Source organism: Paraburkholderia megapolitana (assembly GCF_007556815.1).
Classification (GTDB): domain Bacteria; phylum Pseudomonadota; class Gammaproteobacteria; order Burkholderiales; family Burkholderiaceae; genus Paraburkholderia; species Paraburkholderia megapolitana.
Genome location: NZ_CP041745.1, coordinates 3,729,345 through 3,751,152, shown reverse-complemented (window position 1 = coordinate 3,751,152; position 21,808 = coordinate 3,729,345). Strand labels below are relative to the sequence as shown.

The following is a 21,808-nucleotide window of genomic DNA, read 5'->3' as shown; positions in this document are numbered from 1 at the left end:
CAGAGGTCAATACATGTCGATTCTGATCAACAAAGACACCAAGGTCATCACGCAGGGCATCACCGGCAAGACCGGTCAGTTCCATACGCGTGCTTGCCGTGAATACGCAAACGGTCGCGAAGCTTACGTCGCGGGCGTGAACCCGAAGAAAGCCGGCGAAGACTTCGAAGGCATTCCGATCTACGCGAGCGTCAAGGAAGCGAAGGCCGAAACGGGCGCAACCGTCTCGGTCATCTACGTGCCGCCGGCAGGCGCGGCCGCCGCGATCTGGGAAGCCGTCGAGGCCGACCTCGATCTCGCGATCTGCATTACCGAAGGCATTCCGGTTCGCGACATGATCGAGATCAAGAACCGCATGCGTCTCGAGAACCGCAAGACGCTGCTGCTCGGACCGAACTGCCCGGGCACGATCACGCCCGACGAACTGAAGATCGGCATCATGCCGGGTCACATCCACCGCAAGGGCCGCATCGGCGTCGTGTCGCGTTCGGGCACGCTGACGTATGAAGCAGTCGGCCAGTTGACGGCGATCGGCCTTGGCCAGTCGTCGGCAGTGGGGATTGGCGGCGATCCGATCAACGGTCTGAAGCACATCGACGTGATGAAGATGTTCAACGACGATCCGGAAACGGACGCGGTCATCATGATCGGCGAGATCGGCGGTCCGGACGAAGCGAATGCTGCGACCTGGATCAAGGACAACATGAAGAAGCCGGTGGTCGGCTTCATCGCCGGTGTGACGGCGCCTCCGGGCAAGCGCATGGGCCACGCCGGCGCGCTGATCTCGGGCGGTGCCGATACGGCCGAAGCGAAGCTGGAAATCATGGACGCCTGCGGTATCAAGGTCACGAAGAACCCGTCGGAAATGGCGCGTCTGCTGAAGGCGATGCTCTAAATCGAAATAGGCCGGCATGTTGTTCGCATCATTGGCGCACATGCCGGCGCATTTTTGATATTCTTACGAAACCCTTTCGTGAGAGCGAAGTCCTAAAGCGAGGGAGCGAGCAATTGCTCCCTCGCTTTTTTGTTGGCTTCGTCCGGCGCTTCCTTCTACTCTTCGTCCATGCTCGAATTCTTCGCGACGCTCCATTGGGGCGCAGTCATCCAGATCATCGTGATCGACATCCTGCTCGGTGGCGACAATGCTGTCGTCATCGCGCTGGCCTGCCGCAATCTGCCGGCGCAGCAACGTGCTCGCGGCATCCTGTGGGGCACCGTCGGGGCAATCGTGCTGCGGGTCGCGCTGATCGCATTCGCGGTCGTGCTGCTCGACGTGCCGCTGCTGAAATTCGCGGGCGGTGTGCTGCTGCTGTGGATCGGCGTGCGTCTGATGGCGCCGGCCGAAGACGCGCATGCCGGCGTCAAACCCGCCGACAAACTGGTCGCCGCGATCAAGACGATCATCGTCGCCGACGCGGTGATGAGCCTCGACAACGTGATCGCGATTGCCGGCGCGGCGGAGCAGGCGGACCCGGAACACCGCATCGCGCTCGTGATCTTCGGTCTGGTGGTGAGCATTCCGCTGATCGTCTGGGGTAGCCAGATCGTGCTGAAGCTGCTCGACCGCTTCCCGATCGTCGTGACGCTCGGTGCGGCGTTGCTTGGCTGGATTGCGGGCGGGCTGATCATCAACGATCCGGCCGGCGACCGCTGGCCTGCGCTCGATGCACCGGCAGCCATCTACGGGATGGAGATAGCGGGAGCGCTGTTCGTCGTGATCGTCGGCTATCTGCTACGCCGGCGTAACGCGCGGCGCGCGGCCGCGCAGACGCCGCCCGGCACGCATTCCTGACGGCGAACGCTGACCGTTCGGCCAGCTAGGTAAGCGGCCGGCGGCTGGCTACGATCGAAGCGCCTGTTCCGATTCGCGGAGCAGGCGTTTTTCGTTTCAGGAGCCCGCCGATGATCGTTCCCGTCCCCTCGTTGTTTCTTCCTCCGCGCGCTTCGCAAACCGGTGCCAATGCGCGCGGCCCGTCACGCGTGGCACGACTGGTCGGGCATACACCACCGGGCCATGTCGCACCGATCGCGAGATTCGCGCGTCCGATCGGCTTCACGTTGATCGAACTGATGATCGTGCTCGCGATCGTCGGTGTGATCGCGGCTTATGCGATTCCCGCGTATCAGGACTATCTGGCGCGCAGCCGGGTGGGCGAGGGCCTCGCGCTCGCGACCTCGGCGCGCCTCGCGGTCGCCGAGAACGCCGCGAGCGGCAATGCATTCGGTGCGGGTTACACGTCGCCACCCGCCACGCGCAATGTCCAGTCGCTACAGGTGGACGACGCCAGCGGTCAGATCACGATGACCTACACCGCCCGCATAGCGCCTGCCGGTTCGAATACGCTGGTGCTCGTGCCGTCGGTGCCGGACAACGCCGATACCCCGACCGGCCGCGTCGCCCTCACGCGAGGCACAGTGCAAGCCGGCGCGATGACCTGGGAGTGCTTCGCCGGAGGCAAGACCACGTCGTCTTTGTCGGCGCCGGGCTCAGGCCCCGCGCCCGCCGATGCCCCGACCTTGACGTCGAATCTCGCCCCACCCGAGTGCCGCGCATGACCGGGCCGCGCGTTCAATCGGTTAAATACGGGTAATTTGGGTCGATTTCAGCCGTCCGGCGCACAGCACGAGGATTTTTTTGTATATAGTGCGCCGGTTGCTGACGCCCCGGTTACTCATGCCCACCCCATTCGCGCGCTCTCTTTCTCTCACTCTGCTGGCCGTTGCGTTGATCCTGCCTTACGCATGGGTCGGCCATACGTACCCGATTCCGACCTTCTACGCCGAGTTCGTCGCATTGGTGCTGTACCTGCTGACCGGTGCGGCCGTGGCAATACTAGTCGTCACCGCGCGACCGCGCGTGAAGTTCGCGTCGCCGGTGGTCGCGCTCGTGCCGCTCGCGTTCGGGTTGCTGCTGGCCGCGCAGTCGGTGGTATTGCCGGTCGCGCAACCTTCGATGAACTGGCTCGGCGCCGGCTTTCTGCTCGCGGCGTTCATGGCGGTGCACGCGGGTTACGGCTTCGCGCGCGCGCAGATGTCGGAGGCCGCACTAGAGGCGGCGGCGGGTGCGTTGATCGTCGGCGGGCTGTTCGCGGTGTTCTGCCAGGTGATCCAGTTGTTCCACCTCGAAGGGAAAGTGTCGCCGTTCGTCGTCGAGTACAGCATCCTCGTAGACCGGCGGCCGTTCGGCAACATGGCTCAGGCGAACCATCTGGCCACGTACATCTCGTTTGCGATGGCCGGTGCGTTGTTCCTCGTGCAGACGCGCAGGATGCCGGTCGTGATCTGGGCGCTGCTGTCGACGGTGTTCGCCGCGGGCCTCGCGTTCACCGTGTCGCGTGGACCGTGGTTGCAAATAGGGGTGATCGTCGTCGCCGGTTTCTGGATGGCGCTTGCGGAGTCTCGCCGCAACATGGGCCGCGAGCGCGGCGGTCGCGCGTGGTTGATTCCGATCGCGCTCGCCGTGCTGTTTATCGCGGTGAATGAAGCGGTCCGCTGGGCCAATGTGCATTACCACCTTGAACTCGCGCAGTCCGCGGCGGACCGCTTCAAGGACGCCAGCCAGATCGCGCCGCGTCTCGCGCTGTGGAAGTACGGCTGGACGATGTTCCACACGCATCCGTTGCTCGGTGTTGGTTGGGGCGAGTTTCCGCGCTATCAGTACGACCTCGTGAAGCAACTGGGCGCCGTCGAGATCGCCAACAACTCGCACGACATCTTCATCGACCTGCTCGCGAAAACCGGCCTGATCGGACTCGCGATCGTGCTGCTCGGACTGATCGCGTGGCTCGTGCGGGTGCTGCGTGCGCCGCATACGGCGGCGCGCGTATTCGGTATCGCGTTGATCGGCGTGCTGGTGATGCACGCGCTCGTCGAGTATCCGCAGCAGTACATGTTCTTCCTGCTGCCGGCGATGTTTATCTTCGGTCTGCTCGAAACGAGACCGCTGCGGCTCGTGCCGGGGCGCGTGTCGTTTGGTGTGTTCTACGTGATCGTGCTGGGCGGGATTGCGGCGCTGTATCCGGTGTATCGCGACTACACGCGCGCCGAGGTGCTGTACTACGGTTCGAAGCCGGCCGAGCAGTATCGTGCGAACCCGTCGTGGTTGTTCCGGGCGTGGGGCGAGTATGGGTATGCGACGCTGCTGCCGGTCAACGGGATGGACCTACGGTACAAGCTCGACATGCACAAGCAGGCGATTGCGTTGCTGCCCGGCGAAACGGTGTTGCGCCGTTATGCGGTGCTGCAGGCGCTGAGCGGCGACACCAACGGTGCATTCGATACCGTCGAGCGTCTGAAGATATTCGCCGGGGAGTTGCACGACTGGCCGTCGCAACTGGGCTACTTGTACGACCTGTGCGATCAGCAGAAGACGCTTGGGAGTTTCAAGGATGCGCTGGTGAAGAAGTACGGTACGCCGCCGAAAGACGTCAATGACGATGATGACGACAGCGATGATTGACTACGAGTGAAGTGAAGTGCGGCGCGTGATGCCATATCGGCATGCGCGCCGTGGGTTCTGTTCAGCCCGCGCTCCAGTCCCCCGATTTCCCTCCGCGCTTCTCCTGCACCTTCACATCGGTGATCGTCATCCCGCGATCGACTGCCTTGCACATGTCGTAGACCGTCAGCAGTCCCACCTGCACGGCGGTCAACGCTTCCATCTCGACACCGGTACGACCGAACGTTTCCACCTGCACGGTGCAGTGCACGCCCGGCAGCGCTTCGTCGAGCGCGAAGTCGACGGCAACGCGCGTCAGCGCGAGCGGATGACACAGCGGAATCAAATCGGCCGTGCGCTTCGCGCCCTGGATCGCCGCAATTCGCGCGACGCCGATCACGTCGCCTTTCTTTGCGTGACCGTCGCGGATCAGCGCGAACGTGGCGGGCAGCATGCGGATCGAGCCGCGCGCGACGGCAGTGCGTTTGGTTTCCTGCTTGCCGCCGACGTCCACCATATGCGCCTGTCCGGCTGCGTCGAAATGAGTGAGTTCGGGCATGGTCGGGCTCCTTCAGAGGGCGCCTATCATACAGTGACAGGCTGGGGTGCGACGCGACGATAGTAGGGAAGGCAAGTATCGCGAGTGTAGCCGGGCACTCACAAATCGACATGACGCGACGAGTACGCTCGCTACAATAACTGTAAGTCCGGCTCGCACGTCGCGTGCGGCCTCGTCTTCGACTCCGCCATTCCGAACCTGCAATGCGCCCGAAACGGTTTGTCGCTGCCTTGCTGTGCGTCACGCTGCTCGCGCCGCCGGGCGTTTATACGGCCGCGCAACCGATCACACCGTCCGGCGATAGTCGCAGCCCGGGCGTTAGCACGACCGCCAGCACAACCGACAGCGGACCCCCACTCGAAATCGGCCCCCTCAACTCCTACGTAGTATCGATCGTCCCACCTTCGATCGCCGACGGCGTCTTCGGCACCTACGGCGGTGCCGAAAGCCGCTTCTCCGGCAAGCCCGGCCCCAACGTCGGCTGGCGCGCGCCGCTCGTCAGCCAGCAACTGCCCGACCTCGGCGACGGCTCGGGCGGCAAGCTCACACCGCAGGCCGAACGCAGACTCGGCGAGCGCGTGATGCGCGAAGTGCGGCGCGACCCTGCCTATCTCGACGACTGGCTCGTGCGCGATTATCTGAATTCGGTAGCAGCCCGACTCGCGGCCGCAGCGAGCGCGCAGTACATCGGCGGATATCGTCCCGACTTCGACCTGTTCGCGATGCGCGATCCGCAGATCAACGCGTTTTCGTTGCCTGGCGGTTTTATCGGCGTGAACACGGGGCTCATCGTGACGACGCAGACCGAATCCGAACTTGCCTCGGTGCTCGGACACGAGATGGGTCACGTGTTGCAGCGACATATCGCGCGCATGATCGCGACCGGCGAGCGCAACGCCTACGCCGCGCTGGCGGCGATGCTGTTCGGTGTGCTCGCCGGCATCGTCGCGCGCAGCGGCGATCTGGGCAGTGCGATTGCGTTCGGTGGACAGGCCTACGCGGTGGACAGTCAATTGCGCTTCTCGCGTTCCGCGGAACACGAAGCCGATCGCGTCGGCTTCCAGTTGCTGGCCGGCGCCGGCTACGATCCGTACGGCATGCCGGCGTTCTTCGAGCGGCTCGATCGCGCATCGATGGGCGATGCGGGTGTGCCGCCGTATGCGCGCACGCATCCACTAACCGGCGAGCGCATCGCCGACATGGAAGATCGTGCGCGGCGCGCGCCGTACCGTCAGCCGCGTCAGTCGCCCGAATACGGGTTCGTCCGCGCGCGCGTGCGGGTGCTGCAGCAGCGCTCGCGTAGCGACTACGCCGACGAGATGTCGCGACTGCGCTCCGAGCTCGACGAGCGGACCGCGCTGAACGTCGCGGCAAACTGGTACGGCGTGGCGTATGCGCAGATGTTGCTCGAACGCTACGACGATGCGGCTGCATCGCTCGATACCGCGCGCAAGCACTTCGGCAATACCGAGGCGAGCGAAGGCAGCACCGTACGCAGTACGCCGAGCCTCGACATCCTCGCGGTCGATATCGCGCGTCGCGCGGGCCGCAACGACGAAGCGATGCGGCTCGCGGAAAGCGCGCAACGTCGCTGGCCGCAATCGCATGCCGCCATCGACATGCGCCTGCAGACGCTGCTCACCGCCCGCCGTTTCGCGGATGCGCAGACGCTCGCGTTACAGGAGACGCGTGCCGATCCGCAGCAGCCCGCGTGGTGGCGCTACCTCGCGCAAGCGAGCGCGGGTACCGGCGATGCGTTGCTGCAACATCGCGCGCTGGCGGAGAAATTCGCGCTGGAAGGGGCTTGGCCATCGGCGATCCGGCAACTGAAGGAAGCGCGCGACGACAAGACGGTAGGCTACTACGATCTGGCGACGATCGATGCGCGTCTGCATGACTTCGAGACGCGCTATAAGGAAGAGCGCCAGGATGAGAAGGACAGCGGATGAGATGCGGTGCCTGGCGCCGCCTCGCACCTCTTGCACTTCTTGCACCGCGAGAACGGAACGAGTGATGAAACCAGAAGACGAGAAGCACAGCGGATAAGACGCGGTACTAGTCGCTACCCCGAGCCCCTTGCGCCGCGAGAGCCGCCGGACTAGCAACAAAACCAAAGCGCCCCGCGACCTCCCCACGTTGCACCGGCTGCAACGACAACATCGCATCGGCACGCCAAGCAAAAGCACCACCGCTGCCGTCTTCGCTCAGCGTTGCATGCGCCGAGAACAGATCGAGATCGTGATCGTGCAGCACGGCGATACGCGCAGGCGTCGCTGCGTCGCTGAACAGCACGCTACCTTCATCGTCGAGCCACGCGGCGGCGGGTTCGAACGCGTTACCTGCCTGATCGGAAAGCACGAGCGGCCCCTCCGCACTAACGGCAAGCCGCACGACCCACGGCGTATAACCCAGCTCGACATACACGCGCTGCGGTCCGTTCTGGAAGAACGATTGCCCGCGCGCATCGCATTCGTAATTGCGGTTGATAAAGCCGAGTAGCGCGACATGACGGATCGGTTCCCCGGCGGCGCCGCGCGCCTGCGCCGCTTCGTCGCGCATGCGCCAGTTGCCGCGTCGGTCGAGCAGCAGCCAGCCCGTGCAATGCGGCACGTTCGGCCATTTGACGAGCGCTTCGCGAACGATTTCATCCATGGCGATTGACCGGAGCAAACGGCGCGAGATAACCGAACACGCGCTCCGACAGCCAGTCGATACGACCGGGAAACGGTCCGGTCATGAAGCCGACGTGACCACCGTGATGCGGCTGGTCGAGTTCGACGGCCGCCGATACTTCGTGCTGCGCAGGCAGCACCGCAGCCGGCAGGAACGGATCGTTGCGCGCGTTGAGCACGAGTGTCGGCACGGCGATGCCAGGCAACAGCGGGCGCGTGGTGGCACGGGTCCAGTAGTCTTCCGTGTTGCGAAAACCGTGCAGCGGTGCAGTAACGATGTTGTCGTACTCGTACATGTTGCGGCTCGCGAGCATCGGTTCGCGCTCGAACAGACCAGGATATTGCTCGAGCTTCTGCAGCGCCTTCTGCTTCAGCGTCTTCAGGAAGTTGCGCGTGTAGATCAGATTGAAGCCCTTCATTAGCGCGCGGCCGCCGGCATGCACATCGAGCGGCGCGGAGACAGCGGCGGCAGCCGTGATAAACGACGCGTCTTCTCTGCGTTCGCCGAGCCAGTGCAGCAGCACGTTGCCACCCAGCGATACGCCCGCGGCAAAGATCGGCCCGCGATGCGTGGCGCGCAACCGGCGCAGCACCCAGTCGACCTCGTTGCTGTCCGCCAGATGATAGAAGCGCGGCAGCAGATTCAACGGCCCGCTGCAGCTGCGGAAGTGCGGCACGACGCCATGCCAGCCGCGTGCCTGCGCGGCATGCAGCAGCGCACGGGCGTAATGAGAACTGGAGCTGCCTTCAAGACCGTGGAACAACACGAAGAGCGGTGCATCCTCATCGGCACCGGCCGGGCATCGGCCCAGTCCAGTTCGATGAAATCGCCGTCGGGAGTGTCCCAGCGTTCGCGCCGGTAAGTAACGGAGGGAGGCCGCCCGAACAGCGCGGGCACGATAGTTTGCACGTGGCGGTTCGGCAGCCAGAACGGCGCGCGATACTGCGTATCCGTCAGCGCGCTCTCCGCCGATATTTCGCGTGGGCTGGAGGAAGGAGAGTTGTCGTGCGTCGTGCTCATCGCAACATCCGAACCGTTACCTCGTGTCGATCGAATCAGTGCAACGAGCCCTGGCCGTGACGCATCTTCGTGGCGAACTGGCTCGCTGTTTCGTTCGGCATGGTGCTCGCGTGAATGTGCGCGATGCGCCACTCGCCGCGTTCGTGAACCATCACGTAGGTGGTGAAGACCATCGCCGGGGTGGCGGTCTGGTCGGCGGGGCGATGCGCCTCCGCGATCGCGTAGACGACCGTGCCGAGGCTGTCGTACACGCGGATATCGAGCGGTTCGATCGACACCGGCGCTGCTTCGAGTTGCAGCGACAACCCCGCGCGAATGCTGTCGAGACCATGCAAATGCGAGCCGTCCGCGCAGATGCAGCTCACGAACTCCTCATCGATCCACAAGCCCATCAAGCTGTCGATATTGACCTCCGCGACCGCCTGGTAATAGGCGTTGAGGGTATCCGCAGCGGCTTCGAAGATGTGGGCAAAACGTGGCATGGCGGGTCGGTCTCTTGTGCGCGGCGCGCGGTTGCGTTCCAGTAGTCGGAGCAGTCTGCGGACTTCCGCGAGGATGCCCGTGCGGTAAGGCAAGGGCATGATGCCGCGAGCGGACGCGGCAGCGGTCGGTTCAGCGTTGCGCGACGAGCATGCCGCGCAGATCGCCGAAAACCTGTTCGGCACCGAGTTGCCGCAGACAGTTCAGATGCCCGAGCGGACACTCGCGCTGGAAACAGGGACTGCATTCGAGATGCAGCCATTGTACCTTCGCGAGGTCCGACAGGGGCGGCGTGTGGCGCGGGTCGGTCGAACCGTACACGGCGACGAGCGGCCGGCGCAGCGCGGCTGCCACGTGCATCAGCCCCGAGTCGTTGCTGACCACGGCGTTCGCGCGCGATATCAGCGCGCAGGCTTCGCCGAGCGCGGTTTGTCCGCACAGGTTGCGCACGTTCGACGCGCGATCGGCGATGGCCTGCGCGAGCGGCGCGTCTTTCGGCGAACCGAGCGCGACGATCTGCGTGTACGGAAACGACTGGCCGACCATCTGCGCGAGCGCCGCGAAATGTTCGGGCGGCCAGCGTTTCGCGGGACCGTATTCTGCGCCGGGGCAGAACACGAGCAGCGGCACGCGCGTATCGAGGTTGAAGCGTGCCGACACGCGCGCCGCTTCGTTCAGATCGGCATCGAGGCGCGGCGCCGGCAGATCGCCCGCGACTTTCGCGCCGGGTGCGTAGGCGAGCGCCGCGTACTGATCGACCATCGGCGGGCGTTCGTCTTTGCGCGGATTCGCATGGCGCACGTTCAACAGGCCGAGGCGATTCTCGCCGCTATAGCCGATGCGCAACGGAATGCCGGCCAGCCACGGAATCAGCGCCGATTTCAGCGAATTGGGCAGCACGTAGGCAGCGTCGTAACCGACGTCGCGCAGATCGCTCGCGAGTTGCCAGCGACGCCACAACTGCAGCTTGCCGTGCGCGAGATCGGTTGCGTAGACATCGCGGATCTCGGGCATGCGTTCGAGCACAGGCGCGACCCACGACGGCGCGACCGCATCGATCGCGATACGCGGATGCAGTTTCACGAGCCGCGCCAGCAGCGGCTGCGCCATCAATGCGTCACCGATCCAGTTCGGTGCGATAACCAGCGCGCGGCGCATCAGTGGGAGTGTCCGGTATAAAAAGGAAGCGCCGCGCGCAACGGCACGCGGCGTCCAGAGTGTGGCAGGAGAGAAGGCCGCGGCGACGGCGGGCGCTGCGTTGTGAGTCCACGCATCTGACGGATGCGCAGCAACGCCTGCGCCGCGGCTGCGGTCGCGGCCTGACGGGTGCGCGCGATGCTCAGTGGCCCTTGACCACTTCGCCGGCACGCAGCGTGTAGCGCGTACCGCAGTACGGGCAGCGCGCTTCGCCGTGGGTCACGTCGATAAAGACGCGCGGATGGGTGCTCCAGCGCGGCATCGACGGGTTCGGGCAATAGGCGGGCAGGTCTTTTGCCGACAGTTCGACCAGCGGCATTTCCTTGATTTCGCTCATGAGGACTTTCTCTTTTTAGGCGGCGCGGCTCGAGGTGATGTCGAGGCCGCGCGCGCAAGGTTCAGATCTTTGCCAGCCAGTGTGCGTACTTCGGGTTCTTGCCCGCGACGATCTCGAAGAACCCGGCTTGCAGCTTCTCGGTGATCGGGCCGCGTGCGCCGTTGCCGATCGTGCGGTTATCGAGTTCGCGGATCGGCGTGACTTCGGCGGCGGTGCCGGTGAAGAACGCTTCGTCGCAGGTGTAGACCTCGTCGCGCGTGATGCGCTTTTCGATCACCTGGATGCCGGCGTCGCGCGCGAGCGTGATGATGGTGTCGCGCGTGATGCCGTCGAGGCACGACGCCAGGTCGGGCGTGTACAGCTTGCCGTTGTTCACGAGGAAGAAGTTTTCGCCGGAGCCTTCCGACACGTAGCCATCGACGTCGAGCAGCAGCGCTTCGTCGTAACCGTCGGTGACGGCTTCCTGGTTGGCGAGGATCGAGTTTACGTACCACCCCGACGCTTTCGCCCGGACCATCGACACATTCACGTGATGCCGCGTGAACGACGAGGTCTTCACGCGGATGCCCTTGTTCAGGCCGTCTTCACCGAGGTAGGCGCCCCACGGCCACGCGGCGATCGCGACGTGGATCGTGTTGCCCTTGGCCGAGACGCCGAGCTTTTCGGAGCCGATCCAGATGAGCGGACGGATGTAGCCCTTCTCGAGCTTGTTCTCGCGCACGACTTCGCGCTGCGCGGCGGCGAGCGTTTCGTGGTCGAACGGGACGTCCATCTGGAAGATCTTCGCCGAGTTGAGCAGCCGCTTGGTGTGTTCCTGGAGACGGAAAATCGCGGTGCTGCCGTCGGCCGCCTGATAGGCGCGTACGCCTTCGAAGACGCCCATGCCGTAATGCAGCGTGTGGGTGAGCACGTGGATTTTGGCATCGCGCCAGTCGATGAGCTTGCCATCCATCCAGATCTTGCCGTCGCGGTCGGCCATTGACATACGATTCTCCAGGCGGTGCGGTTACTGTGTGACCGGGCTACCCCGGTGCGGGCTACCCCGGCGTCGCCGCGCATGCGTCCGGATCTCGAGAAGCGGTGCGTCGATCCGGCGGACGAGCCGGGAACGCGGTGCGAGAGGCCGTCGCGAAGATCCGGCACGCGGCGAAGAGCGCCATTTTAGCGTCTTTTGCATGCGTAACGGGCATTCAGACAGCTTTCAAACGCTATAATCCAGCCCGCATATCATACAAATCCGGATGCGCCAGCGGGTGTTCGACGAACTGGCGGCCACTTCCTGTCGCTCCCGTGCATCCTCGCCGGGACGTTGCTCCGATGCTCGCTCGCCTGTCCGCTCAAGACCGCCACGCCTTTCGCCAGGGCCTGAGCGACTATTCCCCGACGTTGATGGCGATCCTCTCGTGGGGGCTCGTCACCGGTATTGCGATGAGCAAATCCGTGCTGACCACACCGCAGGCACTCGGCATGTCGGTGCTGGTCTACGCGGGGTCGTCGCAGCTCGCGGTGCTGCCGCTTTTTGCCGCCCATCTGCCGGTCTGGACGATCCTGCTCACCGCCGCGATGGTGAATACGCGTTTCGTGATCTTCAGCGCCGGGCTCGCGCCGCATTTCTCGTATTTGCCGCTGTGGCGGCGCCTTCTGATCGGCTATTTCAACGGCGATGTGATCTATCTGCTGTTCCAGAAGCAGCGCTTCGCGCCCGGCCGCGTGCCCGGCAAGGAAGCGTATTTCTGGGGGATGTCGCTCGCGAGCTGGCTGTCGTGGCAGGTGTCGTCGATTGCGGGCATCCTGCTCGCCAGCCTTATTCCGGATAACTGGGGCCTGGCGCTTGCCGGCACGCTCGCACTGATTCCGATCATGGTTTCGGCCATTGCGACGCGCTCGACGCTGGTGGCGGTCAGTATCGCCGGCGTGGTCGCGCTGCTCGCCTTCGAACTGCCGTACCGGCTCGCCCTGCCGATCGCCGTGCTGACCGCGATCGCCGCCGGCAGCATCACCGACCTGCTTGTCGAGCGCGCCGACCTGCGCCGCATCCGCCGGCGCACCGGAGATTCGCAATGACCCCAATGTCCACTACGCAGATCTGGCTTGCCATCTTCGGCATGACGCTCGTGACCGCGGTCACGCGTGCACTGTTTCTGATCGGCGGCGAGCGGACGGTGCTGCCGGAACGCGTGCAGCGAATGCTGCGCTACGCGCCCGCGGCGGCGCTTGCCGCCGTCGTACTACCGGATGTTCTGGTCACACCCGACGGTCTGTCGTTTGGGCTCTCCAACCACGAGTTCTACGCAAGCGTCGCTGGGCTCGGCTGGTATTTGTGGCGACGCAGTATGGTCAGCACGATCGTGGTCGGAATGGTCGTGTTCACGATTCTGCGGTTTGTCGTCTAGGTGCCCAACTAAGGGCACCCGGCGCATGCTGCGCTGCGGCATCGATAGTGCGCAACCCAGATACAGGACATTCGCGCCGACACGGGTTAGAACGTCATGGGTATCGGTTAAAATGGCGGTCCTCCGGATTGCTGCGCGACGCGCCGGCCAACAGGCCGCCGCGGGTTCGTTTCAAACGGACGCGAACCTGCCCGACACGCGTACCCATCGCACGGTCGGATGTGCAGGCCGCAAGCATCGTCCACAACCGCTTTCCACCCAACCCGCATACACACGCCCATGAACCAGGTATTGCGTCTCACCGATCTGATCGCCGCCGGCAAGCTGTCCGGCAAACGCGTGTTTATCCGTGCCGACCTGAACGTGCCGCAGGACGACCAGGGCAACATCACCGAAGACACCCGCATCCGCGCCTCGGTGCCGGCCATTCAGGACGCGCTCGATGCGGGCGCCGCCGTGATGGTCACGTCGCATCTGGGCCGCCCGACGGAAGGCGAGTTCAAGCCCGAAGATTCGCTTGCGCCGGTCGCAAAGCGCCTCGCTGAACTGCTGGGCCGTGACGTACCGCTTATCGCGAACTGGGTCGAGAACGGCGTGCAGGTCGCGCCGGGCCAGGTCGTGCTGCTCGAAAACTGCCGCGTGAATAAGGGCGAAAAGAAGAACTCCGACGAACTCGCGCAGAAAATGGCGCAGCTCTGCGACATCTACGTGAACGACGCGTTCGGCACCGCGCACCGCGCGGAAGCGACGACGCACGGCATCGCGAAGTACGCGCCGGTTGCCTGCGCGGGCCCGCTGCTCGCCGCCGAACTCGACGCGCTCGGCAAGGCGCTCGGTGCGCCGAAGCGGCCGCTGGTGGCGATCGTCGCCGGTTCGAAGGTGTCGACCAAGCTGACCATTCTGAAATCGCTGGCGGAGAAGGTCGATCAGTTGATTGTCGGCGGTGGGATTGCGAACACGTTCATGCTGGCGGCCGGTCTGAAGATCGGTAAGTCGCTGGCGGAAGCTGATCTCGTCGAAGACGCGAAGGCGATCATCGAGCAGGCGAAGGCGCGCGGCGCATCGGTGCCGATTCCGACCGACGTCGTCACTGCGAAAGAATTCTCCGCGACTGCGAAGGCCGAGATCAAGGCCGTTGCCGACGTGCAGGACGACGACCTGATTCTCGACATCGGTCCGGATACGGCGAAGGCGCTGGCCGCGCAACTTGGGACGGCCGGCACGATCGTCTGGAACGGTCCGGTCGGCGTGTTCGAGTTCGACCAGTTTAGTCACGGTACGAAGACACTGGCCGAGGCGATCGCGAACTCATCGGCGTTTTCGATCGCGGGCGGCGGCGATACGCTCGCTGCAATCGCGAAGTACGGCATCCACGACAAGATCAGCTATATCTCCACCGGTGGCGGCGCGTTCCTCGAATTCCTCGAGGGCAAGAAGCTGCCGGCGGTCGAAGTGCTCGAATCGCGGGCTTGACGTGAGCGCACGCGCTCCGGCAAAACCGGCGAAGGCCCGGTCCGCGGCGGCACGCGGTGCTTCTGCAACGGAGCGCACGGCGCGCTCCGCGAGCGGCGGCCCATCACGCCGTACCGCACCGGCCGGCGCTGCACCGCAGGTCGCGGCACCGGTGGCTTCGGACGCCCAGGCGTCGACCGCGGCGCTAGCCGCGCAGGCCATCCACGAAGTTTCGTCTTCATCCGCTGCGCCGGTCCCCACCGGCGCCCCGGCAGCATCCGTCGGCGCGCAGCCCACGCATCCGACTCCCAGCGCTCATACCAGCGAATCCATTCAAACGAGGAGACTCATGCATCGCGCCACCAAGATTGTCGCCACCATCGGCCCGGCTTCCAGCACGCCCGAGATCCTGCAACAAATGATCGACGCCGGCCTCGACGTGGTGCGGCTCAACTTCTCCCACGGCACCGCCGACGATCACCGCCAGCGTGCCGAATTCGTCCGCGAAGCAGCCCGCCTCGCCGGTCGCGAAGTCGGCATCATGGCGGACCTGCAAGGCCCGAAAATCCGCGTCGGCAAGTTCGAGAACGGCAAGATCACGCTTGTGCCGGGCAATGCGTTCATCCTCGACAGCGACTGCGAACTCGGCAACGACGAACGCGTCGGTCTCGACTACAAGGACCTGCCGCGCGACCTGAAAACCGGCGACATCCTGCTGCTGAACGACGGCCTGATCGTGCTGAACGTCACGCGTGTGATCGGCAACGAGATCCACACAACAGTGAAGATCGGCGGTGAGCTGTCGAACAACAAGGGTATCAACCGGCAGGGCGGCGGTCTGACCGCGCCGGCGCTGACCGCGAAGGACATGGAAGACATCCGCACGGCGATGTCGCTCGGCGCGGACTTCGTCGCGGTGTCGTTCCCGAAGAACGCTACCGATATGGAAATGGCGCGCCAGCTCGCCAACATTGCCGGCGCACCGTACGGCATCAAGCCGAAGATGATCGCGAAGATCGAGCGGGCCGAAGCGATTCCGGCGCTGCAGGGCATTCTCGATGCGTCGGACGGCATCATGGTCGCGCGTGGCGATCTCGCCGTCGAAGTGGGCAATGCTGCCGTCCCCGCGTTGCAGAAGCGCATGATCCGCATGGCGCGCGAATCGAACAAGTTCGTGATCACCGCGACGCAGATGATGGAGTCGATGATCTACGCGCCGGTGCCGACGCGCGCCGAAGTGTCGGACGTGGCGAACGCGGTGCTCGATGGGACTGACGCGGTGATGTTGTCGGCGGAATCGGCAGCGGGCAAGTACCCGGTGCAAACCATCGAAACGATGGCCGCGATCTGCCTCGAAGCCGAGAAGTCCGAACACGTCGAGCTCGACAAGGATTTCCTCGACCGCACTTTCACGCGGATCGATCAGTCGATTGCGATGGGTGCGCTGTTCACCGCATACCACCTCGGTACGAAGGCGATCGTCGCGCTGACCGAATCGGGTTCGACCGCGCTGTGGATGTCGCGTCACTGGACCCAGGTGCCGATCTTTGCGCTGACCTCGCGTATCGGCAGCGAGCGTGCGATGCAGATCTATCGCAACGTGCGGCCGCTGCATCTGGACAGCAGCAGCGATCGCGATATCGCGCTTCAGCAGGCGCTCGAAGTGGTGGTCAGCAAGGGCTATGCCGCTCGCGGCGACATGGTGGTGCTGACGGTCGGCGAGCCGATGGGGCAGGCCGGCGGTACTAACACGCTGAAGATCGTGCGTGTCGGCGAGCCGTATTGAACGGTACCGCGTGATGAGCGTCGCGTGAGCGACGCTGCATGACCGGCGTACGTATGCAGCATTGCATGACCGCGTTACGCAAGCGGCGCTGCACGAGCAGCGCTGCTTGAGCGGCACTGTATGAACGGTGCTGCATGAATGACGTGACATAAGCGGCGTTACAAGCGGCACGACATAAGCCGCGTTACGCCGACGATCGGCACCACCTGAAGCGCGCTGACGAGAGGCGTGCGCAAGGGGTTTCGCGCAAGAGGCAACACACGCGAGCCCCTCTGCGCCCCAGCGCGCAACAGGCATCGCGATAACCTCGCGCAATGAGATGCCGACGACACAGGATTCGTTTTAAATCAAAGGAGTATCGCAATGCCTCTCGTGTCAATGCGTCAATTGCTGGACCACGCCGCCGAACACGGCTACGGCCTGCCGGCATTCAACGTGAACAACCTGGAGCAGGTGCAGGCCATCATGGCCGCCGCCGACCAGGTGAACGCGCCGGTGATCATGCAAGCCTCGGCGGGTGCACGCAAATATGCGGGCGAGCCGTTCCTGCGGCACCTGATCGAAGCAGCCGTCGAGTCCTACCCGCACATTCCGGTTGTGATGCATCAGGATCACGGGCAGTCGCCGGCGGTGTGCATGGCGGCGATCCGCAGCGGCTTCACGAGCGTGATGATGGACGGCTCGCTCGAAGCGGATGGCAAGACGGTGGCTTCGTACGACTACAACGTCGACGTGTCGCGCAAGGTGGTCGAAGCGGCGCACTCGATCGGCGTGACAGTCGAAGCAGAACTCGGCGTGCTCGGTTCGCTGGAAACGATGAAGGGCGACAAGGAAGACGGCCACGGCGCAGAAGGCACGATGACGCGCGAGCAGCTGCTCACCGACGTCGAACAGGCCGCCGACTTCGTCAAACAAACGCAGTGCGACGCGCTCGCTATCGCGATCGGTACGTCGCACGGCGCGTACAAGTTCTCGAAGAAGCCGACCGGCGACATCCTGTCGATCTCGCGCATCAAGGAAATTCACGCGCGCATTCCGAACACGCATCTTGTGATGCACGGCTCGTCGTCGGTGCCGCAGGAACTGCTCGCGGAAATCCGCGAATTCGGCGGCGACATGAAGGAAACCTACGGCGTGCCGGTCGAAGAGATTCAGGAAGGCATCAAGTACGGCGTGCGCAAGATCAACATCGATACCGACCTGCGTCTGGCGATCACCGGTGCGATCCGTCGTTACATGGCGCAGAACGCAGGGAAGTTCGATCCGCGCGACTATCTGAAGCCCGCGCGCGACGCGGCGAAGAAGGTATGTGTCGACCGTTATCTGGCGTTTGGCTGCGAAGGGCAGGCGGGCAAGATCAAGCCGCTGTCGCTCGACCGGATCGCCGAAAAGTACAAGGCCGGCGAGCTCTCACAGGTCGTCCGTTAAAATACTGCCTTTGCCGACCCGGCCGCGGTTAAGCGAACGGCCGGATCGTCTGGCGGTTGCCTGCGCATCGCCGTTCCCGCATGATCATGGGGAACGGCGTTTAGCTTTTGATTTTCCATAGGTTTTTGCGGTTTTTTACCGATTTGTCCCGTCCCGGACCCCACTTTTAGCGAATCACGACGATGTCCACCCTCTACGAATCCACGCTCCGCTCGCTGCCGCTGCTCGGCCGCGGCAAGGTCCGCGATAACTACGCGGTAGGCAACGACCGCCTGCTGATCGTCACCACCGACCGCCTGTCGGCGTTCGACGTGATCATGGGCGAGCCGATTCCGGGCAAAGGCCGTGTGCTGAACCAGATGGCCGATTTCTGGTTCGAGCGTCTGAAGGACATCGTGCCGAATCACCTGACCGGCGTCGCGCCGGAATCGGTGGTCGCAGCCGACGAAGCGGAGCAGGTGAAGGGGCGCGCGGTGGTCGTCAAGCGTCTCGAGCCGATTCTTGTGGAAGCGGTGGTGCGCGGTTATCTGGCCGGTAGCGGCTGGAAGGACTATCAGGCGACGGGTTCGGTGTGCGGCGTGCAGTTGCCGCCCGGCCTGCAGAACGCGCAGAAGCTGCCCGAGCCGATCTTCACGCCGGCCGCGAAGGCCGAGATGGGCCATCACGACGAGAACATCACCTACGACGACATGGAGCGCCGCATCGGCACCGAACTGTCGGCGACGATCCGCGACATCTCGATCAAGCTGTACCAGGCCGCCGCCGACTACGCGGCCACCCGCGGCATCATCATTGCCGATACGAAGTTCGAATTCGGTCTCGACAATCACGGCAAGCTGTATCTGATGGACGAAGCGCTGACTGCCGATTCCTCGCGTTTCTGGCCCGCCGACCAGTACCAGGTGGGCACCAACCCGCCGTCGTTCGACAAGCAGTTCGTCCGCGACTGGCTCGAAACCCAGCCGTGGAAAAAAGAGCCGCCGGCGCCGAAGCTGCCCGACGACGTGGTCACGAAGACGAGCGAGAAGTATCAGGAAGCGCTCGAGCGGCTGACCGGCCAGAAGCTCGCGTAACCCGCGCACACGGAAGCCAGTACGATGAGTGAAGTCCAGACCGTCCCGACTGCCCATACGCACGATGCGCCGCTCGTCGGCGTGCTGATGGGCTCCAGTTCCGACTGGGACACCATGAAGCATGCCGTGGCGATCCTGCAGGAATTCGGCGTGCCCTACGAAGCGCAGGTTGTCTCCGCGCACCGCATGCCCGACGAGATGTTCGCGTACGCGGAGCGTGCGCGCGAGCGCGGGTTGCGCGCGATCATCGCCGGTGCGGGCGGCGCGGCGCATCTGCCGGGTATGCTCGCCGCGAAGACTACGGTGCCGGTGCTTGGCGTGCCGGTCGCCAGCAAGTATCTGAAGGGTGTCGATTCGTTGCATTCGATCGTGCAGATGCCGAAGGGCGTGCCGGTCGCGACCTTCGCCATCGGCGAAGCGGGCGCGGCGAATGCGGCGCTGTTCGCGGTGTCGATCCTGAGCGGCACGTCGACCGATTACGCGGACAAGCTCGCTGCGTTCCGCGTGCGTCAGAACCAGGCGGCCCACGCGATGGTGCTGCCCGCGCTGTAAGCGCAAACGGGTTTTCAGCCCGAACCTGTGACCCCGGTTGACGACGCGTGTGCGCATCGGCAGCCGGGGTTCACCATTGAGCCGACCACTGAGATGAACCCAGACAACACCCCGGTTTCACCGATTCTGCCCGGCGCATGGCTTGGCATGGTCGGTGGCGGCCAGCTCGGCCGCATGTTCTGTTTTGCCGCCCAGGCGATGGGCTATCGCGTCGCCGTGCTCGATCCCGATGAGACGAGCCCGGCGGGCGCCGTCGCGGATCGACACCTGCGTGCCGCCTACGACGATGAAGCGGCGCTGACCGAACTCGCGCGGTTGTGCGCGGCGGTATCGACGGAATTCGAGAATGTGCCGGCCGTCAGCCTCGATTTTCTTGCGCGGACGACCTTCGTGAGTCCGGCTGGCCGCTGCGTCGCGGTCGCGCAGGACCGCATCGCGGAGAAGCGCTTTATCGCTTCGTCGGGCGTGACGGTGGCGCCGCACGTGGTGATCGAATCGTCGGATGCGCTCGCCGCACTCAACGACGCGGCGCTCGAAGCGGTGCTGCCCGGCATCCTGAAGACCGCACGGCTTGGCTATGACGGCAAGGGCCAGGTGCGCGTGCGCAATGCCGACGAGGTGCGCGAGGCGCATGCATCGCTGGGTGGCGTGGCCTGCGTGCTCGAAAAGCGGTTGCCGCTGAAGTTCGAAGTGTCGGCGTTGATCGCGCGCGGCGCGACCGGCACGACCGCTGTTTATCCGCTGGCGCAGAACACGCATCGCGACGGCGTGCTCTCGCACACGATCGTGCCCGCGCCCGACGCGAGCGCGACGCTCGTCGCCCAGGCGCAGCAGGCGGCGCTGCAGATTGCCGCGAAGCTTGGTTATGTCGGCGTGCTGTGCGTCGAGTTTTTTATTCTCGAAGACGGCTCGCTGGTCGCCAACGAAATGGCGCCGCGCCCGCACAATTCCGGCCACTACACCGTCGATGCCTGCGCCACGAGCCAGTTCGAGCAGCAGGTCCGCGCGATGACCGGTATGCCGCTCGGCGACACGCGCCAGCACTCGCCGGCGGTGATGCTGAACATCCTCGGCGACATCTGGTTTCCCGACGACGCGAATCACGTGAAAGGTGCGCAGGGCAACGCGCCGCTCGGTGCGCCCGTTACGCCGCCGTGGCATGAAGTGGCGGCAATGCCCGCTGCGCGTTTGCATCTGTACGGCAAGGAGGAAGCGCGTCCGGGCCGCAAGATGGGCCACGTGAATTTCACCGCGTCGACGCTCGACGAAGCCCGCACGGCTGCACGCGATTGCGCGCGGCTGCTGCATATCGCCGTCGGCTGACGCAGGGTTTATCGCTGCCATGCCCGATCAGACACCCGCAGGTTTCCCCGCAGCCGCTGTGAACGCGGCCGATATCGAGCGCGCGGCGGCCTTGCTCGATGAGGGCGAACTCGTCGCGTTTCCCACCGAGACCGTGTACGGGCTCGGTGGCGATGCCGAGAGCGCGGAGGCGGTGGCGCGCATCTACGCGGCGAAGGGGCGGCCGGCGAATCATCCGGTGATCGTGCATCTGCCGCCGCAGGGCGACCCGGCGTATTGGGTCAAGGACTTACCGCCGGATGCGCAGAAGCTGATCGATGCGTTCTGGCCGGGGCCGCTCACGCTGATTCTCAAGCGCGCGGCGCACATTCCGCCGGCGGTCAGCGGCGGTCAGGATTCGGTCGGCTTGCGCTGCCCGTCGCATCCGGTTGCGCAGGCGTTGCTTGCTGCGTTCGCGGCGCTCAGGGGCGGTTACGGCGGAGTGGCCGCGCCTTCCGCGAACCGCTTCGGTCATGTGAGCCCGACGACCGCGCAGCATGTGCGCGAAGAATTCGGCAGCGCGATTCATGTGCTCGATGGTGGGCCGTCGGATGTCGGTATCGAATCGACGATCGTCGATCTGTCGCGTGGTTTTCCGGCGCTGCTGCGGCCGGGACGCGTGACGCCGCAGGATATCGCCGACGTGCTCGGCGAGGCGCCGCGTCTGCCGGATGGATCGGATGCCACTGCGCCGCGCGCATCGGGCACGCTGAAGGCGCACTACGCGCCGCGCACGCCGCTTGCGCTGCTGCCGTTCGAGGCGCTGGAGCCGCTCCTCGCCGCACGCGATACCAACGAGCGGATCGCCCTGGTGGCGCGCGCATCGCGCGCGGGAGCGTGGGCCAGTGCGACGGGCGTGCACTTCATCGCCGCGCCCGAAGATCCGCACGTCTACGCACGCGAGCTATACGGCTTGCTGCGTGCGCTCGATCGCGCGAATGTGACGCGCATCCTGATCGAGAAGCTGCCGGATACGATTGAATGGATCGCGGTGAATGACCGGTTGGGGCGGGCGGCAGCGGCGTTTGAAGCGCAGACCTGAGCTTCGTCTCGGAGATCGCTTATTTCAATGATCGAGC

At 64.7% G+C, this 21,808-nt stretch carries 20 protein-coding genes and 1 pseudogene; 14 read left to right on the top strand and 7 right to left on the bottom strand.

Translation table 11 applies throughout. From position 1 onward, the window contains the following. The first annotated feature begins 13 nt into the window (after positions 1–13). The 4 genes from sucD to FNZ07_RS30040 all read left to right on the top strand — a co-directional run bounded on the left by sucD (position 14) and on the right by FNZ07_RS30040 (position 4,459). On the top strand, positions 14–895 hold the full coding sequence (sucD, locus tag FNZ07_RS30055; RefSeq protein ID WP_091011120.1) for a succinate--CoA ligase subunit alpha: 882 nt from the start codon (positions 14–16) through the stop codon (positions 893–895). A gap of 168 nt (positions 896–1,063) precedes the next feature. Then, entirely contained in the window at positions 1,064–1,792 is a 729-nt protein-coding gene (locus FNZ07_RS30050) for a TerC family protein (protein ID WP_091011121.1), read from the top strand. A gap of 278 nt (positions 1,793–2,070) precedes the next feature. Continuing rightward, positions 2,071–2,556, top strand: a complete 486-nt coding sequence (locus FNZ07_RS30045) for a pilin (protein WP_245811466.1) — start codon at positions 2,071–2,073, stop codon at positions 2,554–2,556. Between the two features lie 118 nt (positions 2,557–2,674). Continuing rightward, on the top strand, positions 2,675–4,459 hold the full coding sequence (locus tag FNZ07_RS30040) for a PglL family O-oligosaccharyltransferase (RefSeq protein WP_091011123.1): 1,785 nt from the start codon (positions 2,675–2,677) through the stop codon (positions 4,457–4,459). A gap of 61 nt (positions 4,460–4,520) precedes the next feature. On the opposite strand, the gene moaC is transcribed toward FNZ07_RS30040, so the two are convergent. Beyond that, positions 4,521–4,997: a cyclic pyranopterin monophosphate synthase MoaC gene (gene moaC / locus FNZ07_RS30035; protein ID WP_091011124.1), complete on the bottom strand. Its 477-nt coding sequence runs from the start codon at positions 4,995–4,997 to the stop codon at positions 4,521–4,523. Between the two features lie 203 nt (positions 4,998–5,200). On the opposite strand from moaC, the gene FNZ07_RS30030 reads away from it, so the two are divergent. Continuing rightward, positions 5,201–6,946, top strand: a complete 1,746-nt coding sequence (locus FNZ07_RS30030) for a M48 family metalloprotease (protein WP_091011125.1) — start codon at positions 5,201–5,203, stop codon at positions 6,944–6,946. A 106-nt stretch (positions 6,947–7,052) separates the two neighbouring features. On the opposite strand, the gene FNZ07_RS30025 is transcribed toward FNZ07_RS30030, so the two are convergent. The 6 genes and pseudogenes from FNZ07_RS30025 to FNZ07_RS30000 form a co-directional block, all read right to left on the bottom strand. Continuing rightward, on the bottom strand, positions 7,053–7,649 hold the full coding sequence (locus FNZ07_RS30025; protein ID WP_091011126.1) for a DUF2946 family protein: 597 nt from the start codon (positions 7,647–7,649) through the stop codon (positions 7,053–7,055). Further along, positions 7,642–8,690, bottom strand: a pseudogene (locus FNZ07_RS30020) (hydrolase). The gene FNZ07_RS30025 and the pseudogene FNZ07_RS30020 overlap by 8 nt, the downstream one beginning before the upstream one ends. 35 nt (positions 8,691–8,725) lie before the next feature. Then, positions 8,726–9,172: a nuclear transport factor 2 family protein gene (locus tag FNZ07_RS30015; protein WP_091011128.1), complete on the bottom strand. Its 447-nt coding sequence runs from the start codon at positions 9,170–9,172 to the stop codon at positions 8,726–8,728. A 130-nt stretch (positions 9,173–9,302) separates the two neighbouring features. After that, positions 9,303–10,328: a lipopolysaccharide heptosyltransferase II gene (gene waaF / locus FNZ07_RS30010; protein ID WP_091011129.1), complete on the bottom strand. Its 1,026-nt coding sequence runs from the start codon at positions 10,326–10,328 to the stop codon at positions 9,303–9,305. Between the two features lie 181 nt (positions 10,329–10,509). Next, positions 10,510–10,704, bottom strand: a complete 195-nt coding sequence (locus FNZ07_RS30005) for a zinc-finger domain-containing protein (RefSeq protein WP_091011130.1) — start codon at positions 10,702–10,704, stop codon at positions 10,510–10,512. Positions 10,705–10,765: 61 nt separating this feature from the next. After that, positions 10,766–11,689 carry a branched-chain amino acid transaminase gene (locus FNZ07_RS30000; protein ID WP_091011131.1) on the bottom strand — a complete coding sequence of 308 codons (924 nt, stop codon included), beginning with the start codon at positions 11,687–11,689 and terminating at the stop codon, positions 10,766–10,768. 332 nt (positions 11,690–12,021) lie between these two features. Here FNZ07_RS30000 and FNZ07_RS29995 point away from each other — a divergent pair, with 332 nt between their 5' ends. From FNZ07_RS29995 to FNZ07_RS29955, 9 genes are all read left to right on the top strand, one after another. Further along, complete coding sequence (locus tag FNZ07_RS29995; RefSeq protein ID WP_091011132.1) at positions 12,022–12,768, top strand: AzlC family ABC transporter permease; 747 nt, start codon at positions 12,022–12,024, stop codon at positions 12,766–12,768. Between the two features lie 5 nt (positions 12,769–12,773). Continuing rightward, entirely contained in the window at positions 12,774–13,097 is a 324-nt protein-coding gene (locus FNZ07_RS29990; RefSeq protein ID WP_091011133.1) for an AzlD domain-containing protein, read from the top strand. Positions 13,098–13,376: 279 nt separating this feature from the next. Further along, positions 13,377–14,570, top strand: a complete 1,194-nt coding sequence (locus FNZ07_RS29985; protein ID WP_091011134.1) for a phosphoglycerate kinase — start codon at positions 13,377–13,379, stop codon at positions 14,568–14,570. A gap of 328 nt (positions 14,571–14,898) precedes the next feature. Next, the gene (gene pyk / locus FNZ07_RS29980; RefSeq protein WP_091011135.1) at positions 14,899–16,335 is read left to right on the top strand and encodes a pyruvate kinase; all 1,437 of its coding nucleotides are present in this window, start codon (positions 14,899–14,901) and stop codon (positions 16,333–16,335) included. 363 nt (positions 16,336–16,698) lie between these two features. After that, positions 16,699–17,763 carry a class II fructose-bisphosphate aldolase gene (gene fba / locus FNZ07_RS29975; RefSeq protein WP_091011136.1) on the top strand — a complete coding sequence of 355 codons (1,065 nt, stop codon included), beginning with the start codon at positions 16,699–16,701 and terminating at the stop codon, positions 17,761–17,763. A 182-nt stretch (positions 17,764–17,945) separates the two neighbouring features. After that, positions 17,946–18,836, top strand: a complete 891-nt coding sequence (locus tag FNZ07_RS29970) for a phosphoribosylaminoimidazolesuccinocarboxamide synthase (protein ID WP_091011137.1) — start codon at positions 17,946–17,948, stop codon at positions 18,834–18,836. A 24-nt stretch (positions 18,837–18,860) separates the two neighbouring features. Further along, complete coding sequence (purE, locus tag FNZ07_RS29965; RefSeq protein WP_091011138.1) at positions 18,861–19,388, top strand: 5-(carboxyamino)imidazole ribonucleotide mutase; 528 nt, start codon at positions 18,861–18,863, stop codon at positions 19,386–19,388. Positions 19,389–19,481: 93 nt separating this feature from the next. Next, positions 19,482–20,711, top strand: a complete 1,230-nt coding sequence (locus tag FNZ07_RS29960; protein WP_091011139.1) for a 5-(carboxyamino)imidazole ribonucleotide synthase — start codon at positions 19,482–19,484, stop codon at positions 20,709–20,711. Positions 20,712–20,730: 19 nt separating this feature from the next. Then, positions 20,731–21,771: an L-threonylcarbamoyladenylate synthase gene (locus FNZ07_RS29955; RefSeq protein WP_091011140.1), complete on the top strand. Its 1,041-nt coding sequence runs from the start codon at positions 20,731–20,733 to the stop codon at positions 21,769–21,771. The last annotated feature ends 37 nt before the right edge of the window (positions 21,772–21,808 follow it).

Coding starts and splice junctions, on each gene's coding strand:
- sucD (WP_091011120.1), top strand. CDS start 14: ATGTCGATTCTGATCAACAAAGACACCAAGGTCATCACGCAGGGCATC.
- FNZ07_RS30050 (WP_091011121.1), top strand. CDS start 1,064: ATGCTCGAATTCTTCGCGACGCTCCATTGGGGCGCAGTCATCCAGATC.
- FNZ07_RS30045 (WP_245811466.1), top strand. CDS start 2,071: ATGATCGTGCTCGCGATCGTCGGTGTGATCGCGGCTTATGCGATTCCC.
- FNZ07_RS30040 (WP_091011123.1), top strand. CDS start 2,675: ATGCCCACCCCATTCGCGCGCTCTCTTTCTCTCACTCTGCTGGCCGTT.
- moaC (WP_091011124.1), bottom strand. CDS start 4,997: ATGCCCGAACTCACTCATTTCGACGCAGCCGGACAGGCGCATATGGTG.
- FNZ07_RS30030 (WP_091011125.1), top strand. CDS start 5,201: ATGCGCCCGAAACGGTTTGTCGCTGCCTTGCTGTGCGTCACGCTGCTC.
- FNZ07_RS30025 (WP_091011126.1), bottom strand. CDS start 7,649: ATGGATGAAATCGTTCGCGAAGCGCTCGTCAAATGGCCGAACGTGCCG.
- FNZ07_RS30015 (WP_091011128.1), bottom strand. CDS start 9,172: ATGCCACGTTTTGCCCACATCTTCGAAGCCGCTGCGGATACCCTCAAC.
- waaF (WP_091011129.1), bottom strand. CDS start 10,328: ATGCGCCGCGCGCTGGTTATCGCACCGAACTGGATCGGTGACGCATTG.
- FNZ07_RS30005 (WP_091011130.1), bottom strand. CDS start 10,704: ATGAGCGAAATCAAGGAAATGCCGCTGGTCGAACTGTCGGCAAAAGAC.
- FNZ07_RS30000 (WP_091011131.1), bottom strand. CDS start 11,689: ATGTCAATGGCCGACCGCGACGGCAAGATCTGGATGGATGGCAAGCTC.
- FNZ07_RS29995 (WP_091011132.1), top strand. CDS start 12,022: ATGCTCGCTCGCCTGTCCGCTCAAGACCGCCACGCCTTTCGCCAGGGC.
- FNZ07_RS29990 (WP_091011133.1), top strand. CDS start 12,774: ATGTCCACTACGCAGATCTGGCTTGCCATCTTCGGCATGACGCTCGTG.
- FNZ07_RS29985 (WP_091011134.1), top strand. CDS start 13,377: ATGAACCAGGTATTGCGTCTCACCGATCTGATCGCCGCCGGCAAGCTG.
- pyk (WP_091011135.1), top strand. CDS start 14,899: ATGCATCGCGCCACCAAGATTGTCGCCACCATCGGCCCGGCTTCCAGC.
- fba (WP_091011136.1), top strand. CDS start 16,699: ATGCCTCTCGTGTCAATGCGTCAATTGCTGGACCACGCCGCCGAACAC.
- FNZ07_RS29970 (WP_091011137.1), top strand. CDS start 17,946: ATGTCCACCCTCTACGAATCCACGCTCCGCTCGCTGCCGCTGCTCGGC.
- purE (WP_091011138.1), top strand. CDS start 18,861: ATGAGTGAAGTCCAGACCGTCCCGACTGCCCATACGCACGATGCGCCG.
- FNZ07_RS29960 (WP_091011139.1), top strand. CDS start 19,482: ATGAACCCAGACAACACCCCGGTTTCACCGATTCTGCCCGGCGCATGG.
- FNZ07_RS29955 (WP_091011140.1), top strand. CDS start 20,731: ATGCCCGATCAGACACCCGCAGGTTTCCCCGCAGCCGCTGTGAACGCG.